General features: G+C 65.1%; 13 protein-coding genes. 3 read left to right on the top strand and 10 right to left on the bottom strand.

Going from position 1 to position 17,235, the window contains the following annotated elements:
- Window positions 1-261: 261 nt before the first annotated feature.
- From AC5P6X_RS15765 to moeB, 6 genes are all read right to left on the bottom strand, one after another.
- Window positions 262-1,899, bottom strand: coding sequence for a P-loop ATPase, Sll1717 family (locus tag AC5P6X_RS15765; protein WP_329756720.1), 1,638 nt, complete (start codon window positions 1,897-1,899; stop codon window positions 262-264).
- Between the two features lie 195 nt (window positions 1,900-2,094).
- On the bottom strand, window positions 2,095-3,660 hold the full coding sequence (gene guaA, locus AC5P6X_RS15760) for a glutamine-hydrolyzing GMP synthase (protein WP_005413109.1): 1,566 nt from the start codon (window positions 3,658-3,660) through the stop codon (window positions 2,095-2,097).
- Window positions 3,661-3,763: 103 nt separating this feature from the next.
- Window positions 3,764-5,221 (bottom strand): IMP dehydrogenase, encoded by a 1,458-nt coding sequence (gene guaB, locus AC5P6X_RS15755; RefSeq protein ID WP_075676539.1) that lies wholly within the window; start codon window positions 5,219-5,221, stop codon window positions 3,764-3,766.
- A 491-nt stretch (window positions 5,222-5,712) separates the two neighbouring features.
- Window positions 5,713-6,591 carry a bifunctional methylenetetrahydrofolate dehydrogenase/methenyltetrahydrofolate cyclohydrolase FolD gene (folD, locus tag AC5P6X_RS15750; protein ID WP_058982467.1) on the bottom strand — a complete coding sequence of 293 codons (879 nt, stop codon included), beginning with the start codon at window positions 6,589-6,591 and terminating at the stop codon, window positions 5,713-5,715.
- A 587-nt stretch (window positions 6,592-7,178) separates the two neighbouring features.
- Window positions 7,179-9,011, bottom strand: coding sequence for a monovalent cation:proton antiporter-2 (CPA2) family protein (locus AC5P6X_RS15745; RefSeq protein WP_329757253.1), 1,833 nt, complete (start codon window positions 9,009-9,011; stop codon window positions 7,179-7,181).
- Between the two features lie 278 nt (window positions 9,012-9,289).
- Window positions 9,290-10,426: a molybdopterin-synthase adenylyltransferase MoeB gene (gene moeB / locus AC5P6X_RS15740; RefSeq protein ID WP_329757251.1), complete on the bottom strand. Its 1,137-nt coding sequence runs from the start codon at window positions 10,424-10,426 to the stop codon at window positions 9,290-9,292.
- Between the two features lie 88 nt (window positions 10,427-10,514).
- Between moeB and AC5P6X_RS15735 the strand changes: the two genes are divergently transcribed.
- From AC5P6X_RS15735 to AC5P6X_RS15725, 3 genes are all read left to right on the top strand, one after another.
- Complete coding sequence (locus tag AC5P6X_RS15735; RefSeq protein WP_123958486.1) at window positions 10,515-11,330, top strand: helix-turn-helix domain-containing protein; 816 nt, start codon at window positions 10,515-10,517, stop codon at window positions 11,328-11,330.
- A 74-nt stretch (window positions 11,331-11,404) separates the two neighbouring features.
- Entirely contained in the window at window positions 11,405-12,040 is a 636-nt protein-coding gene (locus AC5P6X_RS15730) for a LysE family translocator (protein ID WP_099561358.1), read from the top strand.
- Between the two features lie 94 nt (window positions 12,041-12,134).
- Entirely contained in the window at window positions 12,135-12,884 is a 750-nt protein-coding gene (locus AC5P6X_RS15725; protein WP_329755268.1) for a lysine transporter LysE, read from the top strand.
- A 138-nt stretch (window positions 12,885-13,022) separates the two neighbouring features.
- Here the strand turns inward: AC5P6X_RS15725 and der are convergent, their stop codons facing one another.
- From der to AC5P6X_RS15705, 4 genes are all read right to left on the bottom strand, one after another.
- The gene (der, locus tag AC5P6X_RS15720) at window positions 13,023-14,420 is read right to left on the bottom strand and encodes a ribosome biogenesis GTPase Der (RefSeq protein ID WP_012479950.1); all 1,398 of its coding nucleotides are present in this window, start codon (window positions 14,418-14,420) and stop codon (window positions 13,023-13,025) included.
- Between the two features lie 17 nt (window positions 14,421-14,437).
- Window positions 14,438-15,646: an outer membrane protein assembly factor BamB gene (bamB, locus tag AC5P6X_RS15715; RefSeq protein WP_005409300.1), complete on the bottom strand. Its 1,209-nt coding sequence runs from the start codon at window positions 15,644-15,646 to the stop codon at window positions 14,438-14,440.
- Window positions 15,646-16,284: a YfgM family protein gene (locus tag AC5P6X_RS15710; protein ID WP_005409299.1), complete on the bottom strand. Its 639-nt coding sequence runs from the start codon at window positions 16,282-16,284 to the stop codon at window positions 15,646-15,648. Before AC5P6X_RS15710 ends, bamB begins: the two co-directional genes overlap by 1 nt.
- Before the next feature lie 65 nt (window positions 16,285-16,349).
- Complete coding sequence (locus AC5P6X_RS15705) at window positions 16,350-17,222, bottom strand: RodZ domain-containing protein (protein ID WP_005409298.1); 873 nt, start codon at window positions 17,220-17,222, stop codon at window positions 16,350-16,352.
- Between the last annotated feature and the right edge of the window lie 13 nt (window positions 17,223-17,235).

Here is a 17,235-nt window from a genome sequence, read left to right as displayed (position 1 = left end):
AGTCGAAACAACCGACCTGGGTAACTTGGCGACCTGATCGGAGTCGGAACCCCACACTGCCACGAGCATAGTGAGGCTATTCAGCCATGGCACCAACTTCCGCACAGAAGCGGAAAGCAACTAGCACAAGGGCCATATTTGGTCCTGAGCGGATCCGCCGAACTTCACGACTTGCCTTTGCCCTTGTAATAAGAGCTTTCCCGTGACCGCGTCAATATTACCAATGTAGATGCTTCTGCGCATACCATCATGTGACCCGCTTCATTTTCTCTTGAATACGTTACCAGTGCGGATGTCCAAGGCCTTCCATAACATCTTGTGAACTTTTATTGACACAACACGCTTTGCATCCCCCATTGAGATGTCGGGATCGTCTCTGAAGGACCACAAAAAAGGACTCTCAGGTGAGTACTTGATTCCAATTGCGCCCACATGATAAAGCGATCGAATTATAGATGAGAGAAGCTGCGCCATTGTGACTGATGACTTCGGCTCAAAGGCCTTCCTGCACAGCCGGATAGTCTCGTCTTCTTTGTCAGATGTGGCCAGCTGCGTGACAACAGGCTCCAGCCGTTCATCAGTAATTGACGATCGAGTAAAGGTCTCATTGACGCCCTGGAGAAGCTCCAATGAGATATTAATTGATGGCAATGAGCTCAACCACTCGTCAACTAAGGCATTCCTGCGCTTTCTAGAGTAGGTTGCCTCAGCGTCCCCGATCGCCGCCCATGAGATCCTCGGACGTTTTTCTGCAATGCGCAAGCACTCGTTCGTAAAGGCAATGATATCCCTTGGTCGATGGAGCGTCCTTTCCAGCATGTAATCCATGGGAGAGTCGCCACCTCTAGCTCTGGGAAATATGTCCTCAATACTGAGCTTCTTAGAAGTGTACTTACGACGGAATATTTCGTTTATTCGCATTCTGACGACAGACTCGAGGTCATCTCGATCCCACTTCAGCCTTGCATAGTAGCTTTCGTACTTTTCTTCCTGAAACCCACCATCCCTCGTCTCGTCAAAGACGCGCTCGATCAGATCTTGCCTGAGAGCAACCACGACTTTTGCGTTTCGAAGTTCACTCCTGAAGGTTCTCACCTCCTCGATTAGCGCGCGAATAAGCCTGAGTTTCGCGGCACTTGAAACCCAGTCTTCGTCTAGCGAGTCAATCACGATGAAGTGCTTGTTCTGCTCATCTTTGAACGCCTCTTCTGCCAGGATCTGCATGACTCGATTTAAGTCAGCGATCTGGATTTTGTTGACCACAGAGGCGCCTCGACTGACGACCTCAGCTCTCTCAGTTTCGGAGAGCTTCTCACCTGCGGCGCCGCGCATCTTTGCAGCGAGAGCACTTCCCTCGAGCGAAGCCGTCAGTTCGCTTTCGATCTTCTCCGTGATTTCGACAAGGCGCACCTCCGTCTCTTGCCAGAAGCTTTGACCCCACCTGCGCAGATACTCAATGGCTGCACTCTTCGCAGTATCTCTCTTGAACTTCGAAGATATTGCGGTAAGCCAACGATCCAGAGCGTTCTGATCACGAATGACAAACTTCTTTCGTATCAATTCGGTTACTAGGACGTGTCGCCAGAGCAGGCGATAGAACAGGTTGAGATTCACACCAGCATCTTCAAAAAACCGGATTACTGTCGAGTTCTCAACAAAGCGAAACGCAAGCTCCAGAGGTCTGATTTGAACGGAATTCTTCTCGACAGCCATCAGGCGGAGAAGGACGGCGCTCTTACCTTGACCTGTCCTACCGAGAACAATGGATGCATGACTCTCTGTCGACTGTATCGACTCCAGTGTTCCCGTATCGACAAAGCAAGCGTCAAGGAGGTCTGTGTCCGCCTCCGCATCAGGAGCCCCGATTGATATGTTTCTCCAAATTACCGTTTCGTCCATACCCCCCCCTTCCAATGAACGCGCCCAATACCTCGACGGTATATCACAACTATCCGCCTGAGCGGCGGCGCCTCACGTTTGAATTGGAGACAATTTCGAGTCCAGCCCTCCGCTGCCTACCAGCTGCCGTTCGCCGGACGGATAGTGGACACCACAAACAACAAGGGCGCCTCTCGGCGCCCTCGTTCTTTCAACTTATTCCCACTCAATAGTCGCCGGCGGCTTCCCCGAGATGTCATAGACAACCCTTGAAACCCCCCGCAACTCATTGATGATCCGATTGCTCACCGTCCCCAGGAACTCATACGGCAGATGCGCCCAATGCGCCGTCATGAAGTCGATCGTCTCCACGGCCCGCAGCGCAATCACCCACTCATAAGCCCGCGCGTCGCCCACCACGCCCACCGACTTCACCGGCAGGAACACGGCAAACGCCTGGCTGGTCTTGTCGTACAGGTCCGCCTTGCGCAGCTCATCAATGAAGATGGCATCGGCCTTGGCCAGCAGCTCGGCGTATTCGCGCTTCACTTCGCCCAGAATGCGCACACCCAGGCCCGGGCCCGGGAACGGGTGGCGGTAGACCATGGTGCGCGGCAGGCCCAGCTCAACGCCCAGGCGGCGCACTTCGTCCTTGAACAGCTCGCGCAGCGGCTCCACCAGGCCCAGCTTCATGTGCTCCGGCAGGCCGCCCACGTTGTGGTGGCTCTTGATCACATGCGCCTTGCCGGTCTTGCTGCCGGCCGACTCGATCACGTCCGGGTAGATGGTGCCCTGCGCCAGCCACTTGGCGTTCTTCAGCTTGTTCGACTCTTCGTCGAAGATCTCAACGAACAGGTTGCCGATGATCTTGCGCTTGGCTTCCGGGTCGCTCACGCCTTCCAGCGCGGCGAAGTAACGGTCGGCGGCATTCACGCGCACCACCTTTACGCCCATGTGCTCGGCGAACATCGCCATCACCTGGTCGCCTTCCTGCCAGCGCAGCAGGCCGGTATCCACGAACACGCAGGTCAGCTTTTCGCCGATGGCCTTGTGCAGCAGTGCGGCCACCACGGACGAATCGACGCCGCCGGACAGGCCCAGGATCACTTCGTCATCGCCCACCTGTTCGCGCACGCGGGCGATCTGGTCGTCGATGATGTTGGCGGCGGTCCACAGGGTCTGGCAGCCGCACACGTCCACCACGAAGCGGCGCAGCAGCGCCTGGCCCTGCAGGGTGTGGGTCACTTCCGGGTGGAACTGCACGCCGTACCAGCGCTTTTCTTCGTTGGCCATGGCGGCCACCGGAATGCGGTCGGTGGTGGCGGTGATGGTGAAGCCCGGCGGTGCAACGGAGACGTGGTCGCCGTGGCTCATCCAGACATTCAGCTTCGGCTCGCCGCCGTGGTCGCTCAGGCCCTTGAACAGCGCATCGGGGTTGATCACGTTCACTTCGGCGTGGCCGAATTCGCGCTGGTCAGCGGCTTCGGTGGCACCGCCCAGCTGCGCGGCCAGGGTCTGCATGCCGTAGCAGATGCCGAAGATCGGCAGGCCGCTGTCGAACACTTCCTGCGGCGCGGCCGGCGCACCCGGCAGCGTGGTCGATTCCGGGCCACCGGACAGGATGATGCCCTTGGCGCCAAACGCGGCGATCTCGGCCGGGTTGTGGTCCCAGGCCCAGATTTCGCAGTAGACACCCAGCTCGCGGATGCGGCGGGCGATCAGCTGCGTGTACTGCGCGCCGAAATCGAGGATGAGGATCTTGTCGTTATGGATGTTGGTCATGGCGCCCCGGCAATGCAGTAGGGAAAACGAAATCAGATTTACGGCGGCAGATGGAGAAAGAGGAACGGGAAGTGCTTCCCCGTTCCTCTTTGCTCGGCCCGCGTCAGGCGCGGTAGTTCGGCGGCTCTTTGGTGATCGTCACGTCGTGGACGTGGCTCTCACGCTGGCCGGCGCCGCTGATCTTCACGAACTTGGGCTTGCTGCGCATGTCTTCGATGGTGGCGCAGCCCACGTAGCCCATGGTGGCGCGCAGGCCGCCCATCAGCTGGTGGATGATGCCGCCCACCGGGCCGCGGTACGGCACGCGGCCTTCGATGCCTTCCGGCACCAGCTTGTCGGCGGTGGCGGCGTCCTGGAAGTAGCGGTCCTTGGACCCCTTCTCCATGGCGGCCAGCGAACCCATGCCGCGGTAGCTCTTGTACGAACGGCCCTGGTACAGCTCGGTCTCGCCCGGCGATTCCTCGGTACCGGCCAGCAGGCCGCCGACCATGATGGTCGAGGCACCGGCGGCCAGCGCCTTGCCGATGTCGCCCGAGTAGCGGATGCCACCATCAGCGATCAGCGGGATGCGGTCCTGCAGCGCTTCGGCTACCAGATCAATGGCGGTCACCTGCGGCACGCCGACGCCGGCGACGACGCGGGTGGTGCAGATCGAGCCAGGGCCGATGCCGACCTTGACTGCGTCCGCGCCGCTGTCCAGCAGCGCCAGTGCGGCTTCGCCGGTGCAGATGTTGCCACCGATGACCTGCACGTGCGGGAAGTTCTTCTTGACCCAGCTGACGCGGTCCAGCACGCCCTGCGAGTGGCCGTGCGCGGTATCAACCACGATCACGTCCACGCCGGCGGCGACCAGCGCTTCCACACGGCGATCGGTATCGCCACCCACGCCGACGGCCGCGCCGACCAGCAGGCGGGTCGACAGATCCTTGGCAGCGTTCGGGAAGTCGGTGTTCTTCTGGATGTCCTTGACGGTGATCAAGCCACGCAGTTCGAACGAATCATTGACCACCAGCACCTTCTCGATGCGGTTGCGGTGCAGCAGCTGCAGCACTTCGTCGCTGGCGGCGCCTTCCTTGACCGTGATCAGGCGATCCTTCTTGGTCATGATGTGGCGGACCGGATCGTCCAGCTCGGTCTCGAAGCGCATGTCGCGGTGGGTCACGATGCCGGCCAGCAGGCCGTCGCTGCCCACCACCGGCACGCCGGAGATGTTGTGCGCCTGGGTCAGGGCCAGCACGTCGCGGATGGTGGTTTCCGGGCCGACGGTGATCGGGTCGCGGATGACACCGGCCTCGAACTTCTTGACCTTGGCCACTTCCGCGGCCTGCTGTTCCAGGCTGAGATTCTTGTGGATGATGCCCATGCCGCCGAGCTGTGCCATGGCGATGGCCAGGCGGGCTTCGGTGACGGTATCCATCGCGGCGGACAGGATCGGAAGCTTGAGCTTCAGGTCGCGAGTCAACCGCGTTTCGAGGTTGACGTCCTTGGGCAGGATGGTCGAGTGGGCGGGGACGAGCGAGACGTCGTCGTAAGTCAGTGCTTCAGCCTGGATGCGCAGCATCGGCATACCCGAGATGTGGGGAAGCGCGACATTTTACCCCTTTTTCGCGCCGCGTGGCAGGGGGTAGATGCGACGCAGTGTCGCGCGGGCGGTGATTGGTTCAGCGGGGCCATCCGGGCCGGCGGCATACTGCCTTTGGTAGGTGCCAACCTTGGTTGGCACCTACCAGGAGCGAGTCATCGGCCTGCCTTTGGTGGGTGCGGACCGTTGGTCCGCACTACCCTTCAGACACCTGTGTCTCCTGCATTGTGCCGACCAACGGTCGGCACCCACCTTAAGAGGATCACTCAGGCCAGCCCTGGAGCGCCCTTGGTAGGTGCCAACTTTGGTTGGCACAAACAGCCAGAGGCCTTCACCCCACCTGGGGTCCAGGTGCCGGACGGATCGTGCCAACCAAGGTTGGCACCTACCAGGAGCGGGTCATCGGCCTGCCCGGCATTGTGCCGACCAACGGTCGGCACCCACCAACAGCAGTTCTCCCCAATCGCAGGTCAGCTCAGCGCTTCCGCCGCTTCCAGGGTGTTCTGCATCAACGTGGCCACGGTCATCGGGCCGACGCCGCCCGGCACCGGGGTGATCCAGCTGGCCCGCTCGGCGGCCGCTTCAAATCCAACATCACCCACCAGCCGGCCGTCATCCAACCGGTTGATACCGACGTCGATCACCACCGCGCCCGGCTTCACCCACTCGCCCGGCACGATGCCCGGGCGGCCCACCGCCACCACCAGGATGTCGGCGTTGCGCACGGCTTGTTCCAGCACGTCCTTGGGGGTGAACTTGTGGCAACTGGTCACGGTGCAGCCGGCAATCAGCAGCTCCAGGCCCATCGGGCGGCCGACGTGGTTGCTCACACCCACGATGGTGGCGTTGCGGCCGCGCACCGGCTGGTCGGTGTGGCCCAGCAGCGTGGTGATGCCGCGCGGGGTGCACGGGCGCAGGCCAAACTCGCGCAGGGCCAGGTGGCCGACGTTTTCCGGGTGGAAGCCGTCCACGTCCTTGCGCGGGTCGATGCGCTGGATCAGCCGGCGCGCGTCGGGGATGCCCGGCAGCGGCAGCTGGATCAGGATGCCGTTGATCTTCGGATCGGCGTTGAGCTGGTCGATCAGGTCGAGCAGCTCGGCCTCGGTCGTACCGGCCGGCAGGTCGTAATCGTGTGCCTCGATGCCGACCTTCTCGGCGGCGCGGCGCTTGTTGCGCACGTATACGGTCGAGGCCGGGTCACCACCGACCAGCACCACGGCCAGGCCCGGGCGGCTGCCGCCAGCGGCCACGCGGGCGTCGACGCGCACCTTCAGGCTGTCGAGCAGGTCCTCGGCGATGCGGCGGCCATCGAGGATGCGGGCAGGATGCGGGGCGGCGGAATCAGTCATCGGGGGCAGGCGTGGAGCGGCGGGGACGCTATTGTCCCCGATTCAGGCCCCCTCGCCCACCGCCGCGCACCGACACCGCGCACCGGTAGTGCCGGCCGCTGGCCGGCAACTCCATGACGTCGGAACGTTTCCGTATCTGCCGGCCAGCGGCCGGCACGACCAACCACCGGCTTCGGCAATTCCCCACACGCTAGCGCCGGCCGCTGGCCGGCAACCCCATGACGTCGGAACGTTTCCGTATCTGCCGGCCAGCGGCCGGCACTACCAACCACCGGCTTCGGCAATTCCCCACACGGTAGCGCCGGCCGCTGGCCGGCAACCTCCTGACGTCGGAACGTTTCCGTATCTGCCGGCCAACGGCCGGCACTACCAACCACCGGCTTCGGCAATTCCCCACACGGTAGTGCCGGCCGCTGGCCGGCAACCCCATGACGTCGGAACGTTTGCGCATTTGCCGGCCAGCGGCCGGCACTACCAACCGCCGGCTTCGGCAATTCCCCACACGGGTAGTGCCAGCCGCTGGCCGGCAACCCCACGACGTCGGAACGTTTCCGTATCTGCCGGCCAGCGGCCGGCACGACCGGGCTTTACTCTTCCTCTTCCGGCACGTCCTGCGGGTTCAACGTCTTGCTTGCCCGCTTCGGCGCGGTGAACGGCGTCGGCGTCGGTACGCCCTGGCCGGAGTTGCCGAACACCATCTTGGCGCCGGCATTCAGACCACCACCGGCAATCTCCAGCTCGAAACGCTCGGCATCGCGGCGACGGATCTGCTCGGCAATCTCGATCGCGTCGTCCTCATCCGCCCCCAGCTCCACCAGCGCGGCCTGGCCGAACAGCACTGCCGATTCGAAGGTCTCGCGGATCTGGAAATCGACACCGGCATGGATCAGCCGCAGCGAATGCTCGCGGTCGAACGAACGCACCATCAGCTTGGCCTGCGGGAACTCATGCGCCACCAGCTCAACGATGCGGTCGGCGGCCTCGGCCTTGTCCACGCACACCGCAATCGCACGCGCGGTCGCGGCGCCCGAGGCATGCAGCACATCCAGACGCGTGCCGTCGCCGTAATAGATCTTGAAGCCAAAGCGCGCCGCGCTCTGGATCATCTCCACATCGTTGTCGATGATGGTCACATCCACGTCGCGCGCCAGCAGCGACTGGCTGGCAACCTGGCCGAAGCGGCCGAAGCCGATCAGCAGCACGCTGCCGGACAGGCCATCGGCCTCGTCCACGCCGTCCATGTTCACCGTCGGCTTCGGTGCGATGCGCTTGTAGACCAGCACCACCAGCGGGGTCAGCGCCATCGACAGCACCACCACGGCGGTGAAGTTGGCATTGATCTCCAGGTCGATCACGCCGGCCGATGCGGCAGCAGAGAACAGCACGAAAGCGAACTCGCCGCCCTGCGCCATCAGCACGCCGCGATCCAGCGCCTGCGCGTGGTCACTGCCCATCACGCGCGCCACCACGTAGATGCACAGCGCCTTGGCCGCCATCAACGCCAGCACCAGGCCGAGGATCAGCTGCCAGTGCGCAGCCACCACGCTCAGGTCCAGCGCCATGCCCACGCTGAGGAAGAACAGGCCGAGCAGGATGCCGCGGAACGGCTCGATGTCCGCCTCGATCTGGTGGCGGAAGGTCGACTCGCTCAGCAGCACACCCGCGAGGAACGCGCCCATCGCCATCGACAGGCCGGACAGCTGCATCAGCAGCGCCGCGCCCAGCACCACCAGCAGCGCGGCGGCGGTCATCACCTCGCGCGCCTTCGATTCGGCCAGCACGCGGAACAACGGATTGAGCAGGAAGCGGCCGACCAGCACCAGCCCGACGATGGCACCCACACCGATCGCCACCGACAGCCAGCGCGAACCCTCGCCATCGGCACTGCCGGCGCTCGGGCCCATCCACGCCACCAGCGCCAGCAGCGGCACGATCAGCAGGTCTTCGAACAGCAGGATGGAGACGATCTTCTGCCCCGACGGCAGCGCGATGTCACCGCGCTCGGCCAGCAGCTGCATCACCACCGCGGTGGATGTGAGCACAAAGCCGGTGGCGCCGATGAAGGCCACCTGCCACGGCAGGCCGAACAGCTTGGCGATGCTGGTCAGCACCAGCGCACAGGTGACGATCTGCAGCGTGCCCAGCCCGAAGATTTCCTTGCGCAGGCTCCACAGGTGCGAGGGCCGCATTTCCAGGCCGATCACGAACAGGAACATCACCACGCCGAGTTCGGCGGTATGCAGGATCGCCTGCGGGTCGGAGAACCAGCCCAGCCCGAACGGTCCGATCGCCAGGCCAGCGGCGAAGTAGCCCAGCACCGAGCCCAGGCCGGCCCGACGGAACAAAGGCACCATCACCACCGCCGCGCCCAACAGGGCGACGACCTTGACCAGCTCGCTGGTCGCTGCTTCTACCGCCATGCGGTGTGTTCCCCAAGATCCAGAATCGGGTTCAACAATAGAGCAATGCCGATGACGGCAATAGCACGCATGTTGCGCCGGATTGTCTTGGAGATGGAACGATGTAGGGAGCGACCCCCAGCATCATCCCGAAACCACGCACATGCTTGGGTAGGTGCCGTGATCTGTAGAGCCGAGCCCACGCTCGGCTGCTCTTCGTGCCGAGGCCAGAAACAGCCGAGCATAGGCTCGGCTCTACAGCAGATCCACGCCATGCGTGGATGAATCCCCGGCCAGCCTCACCCACCCCGGCAGAACGCGGCGTAATCGATATACCCCGGGAATGGCACGCCCGGCGCGCACACCGGGCACTGCGGGTCCGGCCGGATGCCGGTCTCGCGGAAGCGCATGCCCAGCGCATCGAAGCGCAGCAGGCGGCCGACCAGTGGTTCACCGATGCCCAGCAGCAGCTTCAGCACCTCGGTCGCTTGCAGCACGCCGGCCAGGCCAGGCAGCACGCCCAGCACACCGGCCTCGGAGCAGTTCGGCGCGAACTCCGGCGGCGGCGGCTCGGGGAACAGGCAGCGGTAGCACGGCGCCACGCCACGCTGGCGGCCGGCGTCAAACACGCTTACCTGGCCATCAAAGCGCTCGATGGCGGCATACACCAGCGGCTTGGCGTGCTTGATGCAGGCGTCGTTGAGCAGGTAGCGCAGCGGGAAGTTGTCCGAGCCATCCAGCACCACGTCCACGCCGTCCAACAGCGCATCCACGTTCTCGGAGGTGACCCGCTCGGGAACGGCCTCGACCTCGATCGACGGGTTCAGCGCCAGCAGCCGCTCGCGTGCGGAATCGACCTTGAGCTGGCCCACGCTGGCTTCGGTATGCACGATCTGCCGGTGCAGGTTGCTGCGCTCCACGCGGTCATGGTCGGCGAAGCGCAGGTGCCCCACCCCAGCCGCAGCAAGGTAGAAGCCGGCCGGCGCGCCCAGCCCACCCGCGCCCAGCACCATCACGCGCGACTGCTGCAGCCGGCGTTGGCCGACCTCGCCCACCTGCGGCAGCAGCAGGTGGCGCGAATAACGGTCGTAGAAATCGCGGTCGGCAGCGCTGGCCACCGGCTGCACCAGCGGCAGCGACTGCTCGCGCCAGGCCACGGTACCGCCCGTCACGGAAGCGACGTGGGTGTAGCCGGCCTCCAGCAGGAACTGCGCGGCATCGGCCGAGCGCTTGCCGCTCTGGCAGATCAGCAGGATTTCCTGGTCGTGCTTTGGCAGATGCGCGGCCGGGTCGGCCTGCAGCTCGTCCTTTGCCACGCCGCGCGCGCCCTCGGCCATGCCGCCGGCCCGCTCGTGCGCCTCGCGCACATCGATCAGCACCGCGCCGTGGGCCAGGCGCTCGCGCGCCTGCGCGGGGGAAAGCTCTTGGATGCTCATGGCCGCATTATCGCGCAGACACCCTCGACGCGCCTTGCCCCGAACATGGCACCATGCGGGCGTTGCCCCCTGCATCCGGAACCACTGCATGCGCTCTGCCACCGAATTCTGGCGTGACCCGCGCATGCCCTTCGTCGAAAGCCGACGGGCGTGCGACAGCCGCGCCTGCCACCGCCCGCACAGCCATGACACCTTCTCGATCGGCGCGGTGGACGCTGGCAGCAGCGTGTTCACCGGCGCCGCAGAGGGACCGCGCCTGCTGCAGCCCGGCAGCCTGGTCGGCGTACCCGCAGGCCGCGTGCACGCCTGCAACCCCCTCCCCGGCCAGCTCTGGAGCTACCAGATGCTGCATCTGGACCCACGCTGGATGGCCGAGGTCCGCGCTGAGTATGACGACCTGCCCGAACCCGACTGGCAGCAGGAACCGATCCGGATTTCCAACCATCGCCCGCGCTACCAGCAGTACTGCCAGCTCAACGAGACGCTGTTCTCCGACGATCCGGTCAGCGTCAAGGAAGCGGCCCTGATCGCGTTCGTCGGCGATCTGGATGAACACGATGGTGTAGCGGTCGCCGGCCCGCTTGAAGATGCCGCATTACAGCAGCGCTTGCAGCCGGTGATGGACGTTCTGCGCCAGCGGCTCGAACACACCCCGGCCCTGCAGGAGCTGGCATCGCTGGCAGGCATGAGCCGCTACCAGCTGATCCGCGCCTTCCGACGCGCCACGGGCCTGACACCGCACGCCTGGCAGATCGACCAGCGCATCCAGGAGGCCCGCCGGCGGCTGTGCGAAGGGCAGGCACTGGCCGTGGTCGCGCATGCGCTGGGTTTTGCCGACCAGAGCCATTTCCAGCGGGTCTTCAAGGCCCACGCCGGTGCGACCCCGGGCCAGTACCGGCGCTGAGCCTGCAATAACGTTCAATACCATCGCGCGGCGCATCCCCAGACTGGCGCCCCAGCCAGCCGCCGCCGGACCCGATGGAACAATTCCTGGTCATCGCCACCGTACATTTTCTCGCCCTGCTCTCACCCGGCCCCGACTTCTTTCTCGTTGCACGCACCGCGATCACCTCGGGATGGCGCACTGCCAGTGGCGCCTGCGCAGGCATCGCCGTCGGCAATGGCGTCTTCATCGTAGCCGCTTTCACCGGAACGGCCATGCTGCGCCCAGGCAGCGCAGGGTTCATCGCGGTGCAGTTGGCGGGCTGCGGGTTCCTGCTGTACCTCGGCACGCTGTTCCTGCGCCATGCGGGTTCGACGACGTTGCAGGCACCTGAAGCTGCCGACGGATCGCGAGCGGGTGGTGCCCACGGATGGTGGAGGGCGGCCGGGCTGGGCGCCCTGTCTGCGCTGCTGAACCCGAAGAATGCGCTGTTCTACGCAACGCTGGCGGCAATGCTCAACGGTCCGCAGGCCAGCGCCGCAACGAAGTTCTTCTATGGCGCGTGGATGTTCGGCATCGTCCTGCTATGGGATCTGCTGGTTGCCGCGCTGGTTGGCCACCCGTGGGTGCTGGGTCGATTCGCGCGTGCCCTGCCGTGGCTGGAACGGGCCGCAGGGCTCCTGATGATCGCGCTGGCGCTATGGATCGCCGTGTCGCTGTGGCTGGGCTGATGCCGGTAATTCGCGCCTGTCGCAATAGCGTTCAATACGGCGCGTCCGCCGCAGCCCACACTCGGCACTTTCTGTAGTTTGGTGGCAGGTTTTCGTGCAGCAGTTCTTCATCGTCGCGGTGCTGTACGGCTTCGCCATGCTCCTGCCTGCGTCGAATCACGCGAAGATCCTGCGCACCGCGATGGGCGCGGGCGCGCGCGCCGCCATGGCCGCATCGTTCGGTATCGCCATCGGTACGGGCACTATCTGCGCCACGGCCTTCGTTGCGGCGGGCATGCTGGGAAACCGCGGCCTGTGGACGCTGGCGATGGAGTGCGCGGGTTGCCTGCTGCTGCTGCGCCTGGCGGGCATGTGCCTGCGCGACGCTGGGCTGACCTCCCTCTCTCCGCTTTCCCTGCAGATGCCCCGGGGCCTGAAGGCCCGCTCCCGTTGGCCGCACGCCGAGGCTGGATGCCTGTTGGCGCTCGCCAGCATCAACAACTGGACGCTGCAGTTCGCGGTTGCAGCCCTGGTCAGCGGCCTCGTTGCCGACATGGATACAAAGGCCGCTTACGTGGCCTGCCTGGGCGGCGTCGCGCTGTCGCTCGGCCTGCTGATGGCGTGGCTTGGCAGCCACCCACGCTGGGCACAGGGGTGTTGCCGATTGCTTCCGTGGCTGGAGCATGCCGCAGGCCTGGTGATCGGCGCGGTGTCGGTGGCGTACCTGGCAGGGGTTCTGGGTACCACCCTGGTCTGGGCAAGCCTCACGGGGCAGGCGCAGCTGCCCGAATCGATGATGGCCGCGCCCCGCAGCGCCCCATGCGCGTTGCCGCATTGCCGCGCTCGTCGCAACAGTTCGCCATGATCGAGGACTGTAGACGTAGGGGTAGTGCCGGCCGCTGGCCGGCAACCTCGTGAACACACCAGGCATCATCGGGTTGCCGGCCAGCGGCCGGCACTACCACAGACAAGAAAGGCGGCCCTGCGGCCGCCTTCCCGTGAATCACTTGCCCTTGACGTGCTTCATCAAGCGCCGCTTGGCCTTGACCTGCCGCTCGGTGAGGACGTTCTTCTTGCCCTCGTACGGGTTGGTGCCCTCGCGGAAGATGAAGCTCACCGGCGTACCGATCAGCTTGAAGCGCTTGCGGAAGAAGTTCTCCAGGTAGCGCTTGTACGACTCCTGCAGTTCCTTCAGGCGGGTGCCGTGCACGATGAAGGTCGGCGGGTTGGCGCCGGCCGGGTGCACGTAACGCAGCTTGGAGACGTGGCCGCGGATGGTCGGCGGCGGATTGGTCTCGTACGCCACTTCCAGCGCCTTGTTCACTTCGCTGGTGGTGAAGGTCTTGTTCGCCGATTCGTGCGCGCGGTGCACCGCACGGAACAGCTCGCGCAGGCCCGAGCCGTGCTTGGCCGAAATGCGCACCGATTCGGCCCAAGGCACGAAGCCCAGCTTCAGCGACAGCATGGTTTCAGCCTGTTCGCGCTGGTACTCGGTCAGGCCATCCCACTTGTTGATGGCGATCACCAGCGCGCGGCCGGCGTCGAGCACGGCACCGAGCACGGTGGCGTCCTGGTCGGTCACGCCTTCGGTGGCGTCCAGCATCAGCACGGCGACCTGGCACTGCTCGATCGACTGCATGGTCTTGACCACCGAGAACTTCTCGACGACCTCGTCCACGCGCGAACGGCGGCGCAGGCCGGCGGTGTCGATCAGGCGGTACTCACGGCCGTCGCGCTCCAGGTCCACCGCGATCGAGTCGCGGGTGGTGCCCGGCACGTCGGAGGCGATCATGCGCTCCTCGCCGAGGATGCGGTTGACCAGGGTCGACTTGCCCACGTTCGGACGTCCGACGAAGGCGATGCGGATACGGTTCGGATCGTTGTCCAGTTCTTCGCCGCTGCCTTCTTCCGGCAGGCGCTGGATCACTTCGTCAAGCAGGTCGTCCAGGCCCTGGCGGTGCGCGGCCGACACGGTCAGCATCTCGCCGAAGCCGTAACGGGCGAATTCCGAACGCACGCTGTCCTCGTCGGTGCCGTCGATCTTGTTGATCAGCAGCAGCGTCGGCCGCGACAGCTTGCGCAGCCAGGCCAGGATCTCGTCGTCCAGCGCCGAGGTGCCCTCGCGGGCGTCGACGACGAACAGGATCAGATCGGCTTCGGCCGCCGCAGCCCGGGCCTGGCGCGTGGTGGCACCCGCCAGGCCTTCGTCTTCCCCGGCAATACCGCCGGTATCCACGACGAGGAAATGGTTGTCCTCGTCGAGGCGGCAGACGCCGTAGTTGCGGTCACGGGTGACGCCGGGCTGGTCATGGACCAGCGCGTCGCGGGTGCGCGTAAGCGCATTGAAAATAGTCGACTTGCCGACATTCGGCCGTCCAACCAGGGCGACCAAAGGCAGCATCGCGATTACTCCAATTTTTAATTTGCCAACCGGAAGGCGGTCAGCTTGCCATCCACGTTCTGCACCAGCAGCACCCCGTCGACGACGACCGGCTGGGCCAGCAGGGCGTCACCGCCGCTCTTCGCCCGTGCCGCCATCGCACCATCGGAGGTCTTCAACCAGTGCACGTATCCCTTGTAGTCGCCGACGACCACGTAATCACCGTGCAGCGCCGGGCCGGTCAGCGAACGACGCGCCAGCTCGGTCTGCGACCACATGGCAGCGCCGGTCGCCTTGTCCAGGCCGAACACGCCACCCTTGTTGTCGGTGACGAACACATTGCCCGACGACACCGCCACGCCACCTGCACCGCCATGGTCGCGCGCCCACAGCGGGCGACCGGTCGGGCCTTCGATGGCCATGGTCTGGTTCTTGAAGCTGCTCACGAAGAGGGTGTTGCCCTCCAGCACCGGAGCACCGTCGACATCGGCCATGCGGTCCAGTTCGGTACGGCCTTCGCCGTTGCCAAGGTTCTGTTCCCACAGGGTACGCCCATCCTGCATGGCCAGCGCGGCAACCGCGCCTTCGTCCTTGCCGATGAACAGCACGCCCGGACCGGTGACCACCGGCGCGTTGCCGCGCACGGTCAGCGCCGGCAGTTCGCTCGGGTTGAACCACTTCTGCGTGCCGTTGCCGGCATCGAACGCGGTGACGCGGCCGTCGTTGCTGCGCACGAACACCAGGCCCTGGGCCACGGCCGGCGCGGCAATGACCTCACCCGGAACACGGGCGCGCCACTTCTCGCTGCCGTCATTGATGTCCAGGGCGATGACCTGGCCATCGAGCGTGCCGATCACGACCAGGTTCTCACCGACACCCGGGCCGCCGGACAGGCGCAGCTTCGGCTTCTTCTTTTCCTTCTGCGGCTCCCAGGTCCAGACCTTCTTGCCGGTCTGCAGGTCGATGGCGTGCACGCCGCCGGTGATCGCCGCAGCGAACACGTGGCCATTGGCAACGGCCGGGCCCTGGCGCACGCCGATGCGGCGCTCGCCCTTGCCGAGGTTGACCGACCAGGCCTTGTTGACCTTGACGCTCGGCTCGAACTTGACCAGCTCAGCCGGCTCCTGGGCCTTCTTCGCTGCCGCGTCCTTGCCGGCGAACCAGCCCTTCATGGTGCTGCAGCCGGTCAGGGCCATGCCCATCAGGAGCACGGTGGCGACGCGGGTGATCATGACCTTCTGACTCATCAAACCGACTCCGCAGGGGCGGCGACCGTGCCGCCGGCATCCATAACCTTGGTTTCCAGCAGGCGCCGCTGCGGCGCTGCCACGTCCAGCGACTTCAGCGCCTTCTCGTACTGTGCGCGGGCGTCATCGCGCTTGCCCTGCGCCATCAGCGCATCGCCATGGATTTCCAGGCTGCTGCTGTCGGTGGCGCTGCCCAGCAGCTTGATCGCCTCGTCGCTCTTGCCGGTGGCCACCAGCAGGCGGGCCACACGCTGGTCGACCACGCGCTGCAGGTCGCTTTCGACCTTCACGGCGCGCAGGGTGGCCAGCGCTTCTTCGTTCTTGCCGGCGTCGACCTGGGCCTTGGCCAGCTGCAGCGCCGCGAGGTCGCCATAGATGCTGGACGGGCCCGCTTCGAGCGCCTTCACTGCCTTGGCAGCGTCGTCGAGCTTGTTCTGCTGAAGACCGACCAGGGCCTTCTGGTATTCCACGTTGGCCGAGGCCAGCTTGCCGCCCTGATCCTTCTGGTACCACTGCCAGCCGGCAATGGCACCGATCGCGATGGCTACGCCACCGAGGATGCTGGCGCCATTCTTCCGCAGCCAGCTGCGGACGCGTTCACTTTGTTCGTGCTCGTCGAGCAGATCGTCGATCGCCATGCGTACTCTCGCCCCGCCCATCGGGAGGGACCATTGGGTTTAATCGAAGGTGGTGAAACCGCGCCTCAGTGCGAAACCGGGACTACGGAGCCTTCAGAGGATACCTGAAAGCGTGCCACGTTGGCTCGCTGGTAGGGGGTCAGATCGACGATAGCGCCGTTCTGCTGAACCTGGACCGCCGAGGCGTTGCCCAGGGTCACCCGGGTCACCTGGCCCGGCGTGAAGCTGCGGCTCTCGCCGGACTTGATCAGCGCCTTTTCGACCGTGGCGCCGTCCGGACCACCGATATCGACCCAGCTGTCGCCGCTGAACTGCATCTCCAGCGTATTGGCGGCTGCGGGCGCAGCGGGTGCCGAACGCGGCACCGGGGACAGCGAAGCGACATACGGGGTTGCGGCCGGCTTGCTGGCCGGGGCACTCGCGACTTCAGCCGGGGCTGCCGGCTCGACACCCGCAGCGGACGGGGCCACCGGCACAGCGGCCGGGATCGCGTCCAGCGAGGCCGTGTTCGGCGACGGCGTGGCACTGCCATCGAAATGGCCGCGGGTGGCGAACCACACCGGCACGGCCAGCACGGCGGTGATGCCGACGTACAGCACGCGCCGGCCGAGATTCTCGGCAATGCGGCGCGCACGCGGGGTATGGGTATGGCTGACCAGGGTGGGCGGCACGACAGGACCCACCTGGGCCTGCTCCAGCAGCTGGCTCACATCGACGTCGAGCAGGCGCGCGTAGCTGCGCAACTGGCCGCGCACGAAGACGGGCGCGCCCAGCTTCTGCCACTGCTCTTCCTCCAGCGACCTGACCACCTGGACCGGCATGCGCAGGCGCGAGCCGACATCCTCAAGGGTCAGTCCGGCCGCTTCACGGGCCTGGCGCAGGCGGGTGCCGCAGCCGGCCGCAGTCTCGAGAGCGCTCACAGTCTGGTCATCAATCACAATGCATCAACCC

This window comes from Stenotrophomonas sp. YJH_SMC_40 (genome assembly GCF_059368615.1).
Note: the sequence above shows the minus strand (reverse complement) of the source record. Positions and strands in the feature narration are given on the sequence as shown.

Bases quoted from the DNA above. Each gene is read 5' to 3' on its own strand.
- guaA (WP_005413109.1), bottom strand. From the start codon at position 3,660: ATGACCAACATCCATAACGACAAGATCCTCATCCTCGATTTCGGCGCG.
- AC5P6X_RS15745 (WP_329757253.1), bottom strand. From the start codon at position 9,011: ATGGCGGTAGAAGCAGCGACCAGCGAGCTGGTCAAGGTCGTCGCCCTG.
- folD (WP_058982467.1), bottom strand. From the start codon at position 6,591: ATGACTGATTCCGCCGCCCCGCATCCTGCCCGCATCCTCGATGGCCGC.
- moeB (WP_329757251.1), bottom strand. From the start codon at position 10,426: ATGAGCATCCAAGAGCTTTCCCCCGCGCAGGCGCGCGAGCGCCTGGCC.
- AC5P6X_RS15735 (WP_123958486.1), top strand. From the start codon at position 10,515: ATGCGCTCTGCCACCGAATTCTGGCGTGACCCGCGCATGCCCTTCGTC.
- bamB (WP_005409300.1), bottom strand. From the start codon at position 15,646: ATGAGTCAGAAGGTCATGATCACCCGCGTCGCCACCGTGCTCCTGATG.
- guaB (WP_075676539.1), bottom strand. From the start codon at position 5,221: ATGCTGCGCATCCAGGCTGAAGCACTGACTTACGACGACGTCTCGCTC.
- AC5P6X_RS15710 (WP_005409299.1), bottom strand. From the start codon at position 16,284: ATGGCGATCGACGATCTGCTCGACGAGCACGAACAAAGTGAACGCGTC.
- der (WP_012479950.1), bottom strand. From the start codon at position 14,420: ATGCTGCCTTTGGTCGCCCTGGTTGGACGGCCGAATGTCGGCAAGTCG.
- AC5P6X_RS15765 (WP_329756720.1), bottom strand. From the start codon at position 1,899: ATGGACGAAACGGTAATTTGGAGAAACATATCAATCGGGGCTCCTGAT.
- AC5P6X_RS15730 (WP_099561358.1), top strand. From the start codon at position 11,405: ATGGAACAATTCCTGGTCATCGCCACCGTACATTTTCTCGCCCTGCTC.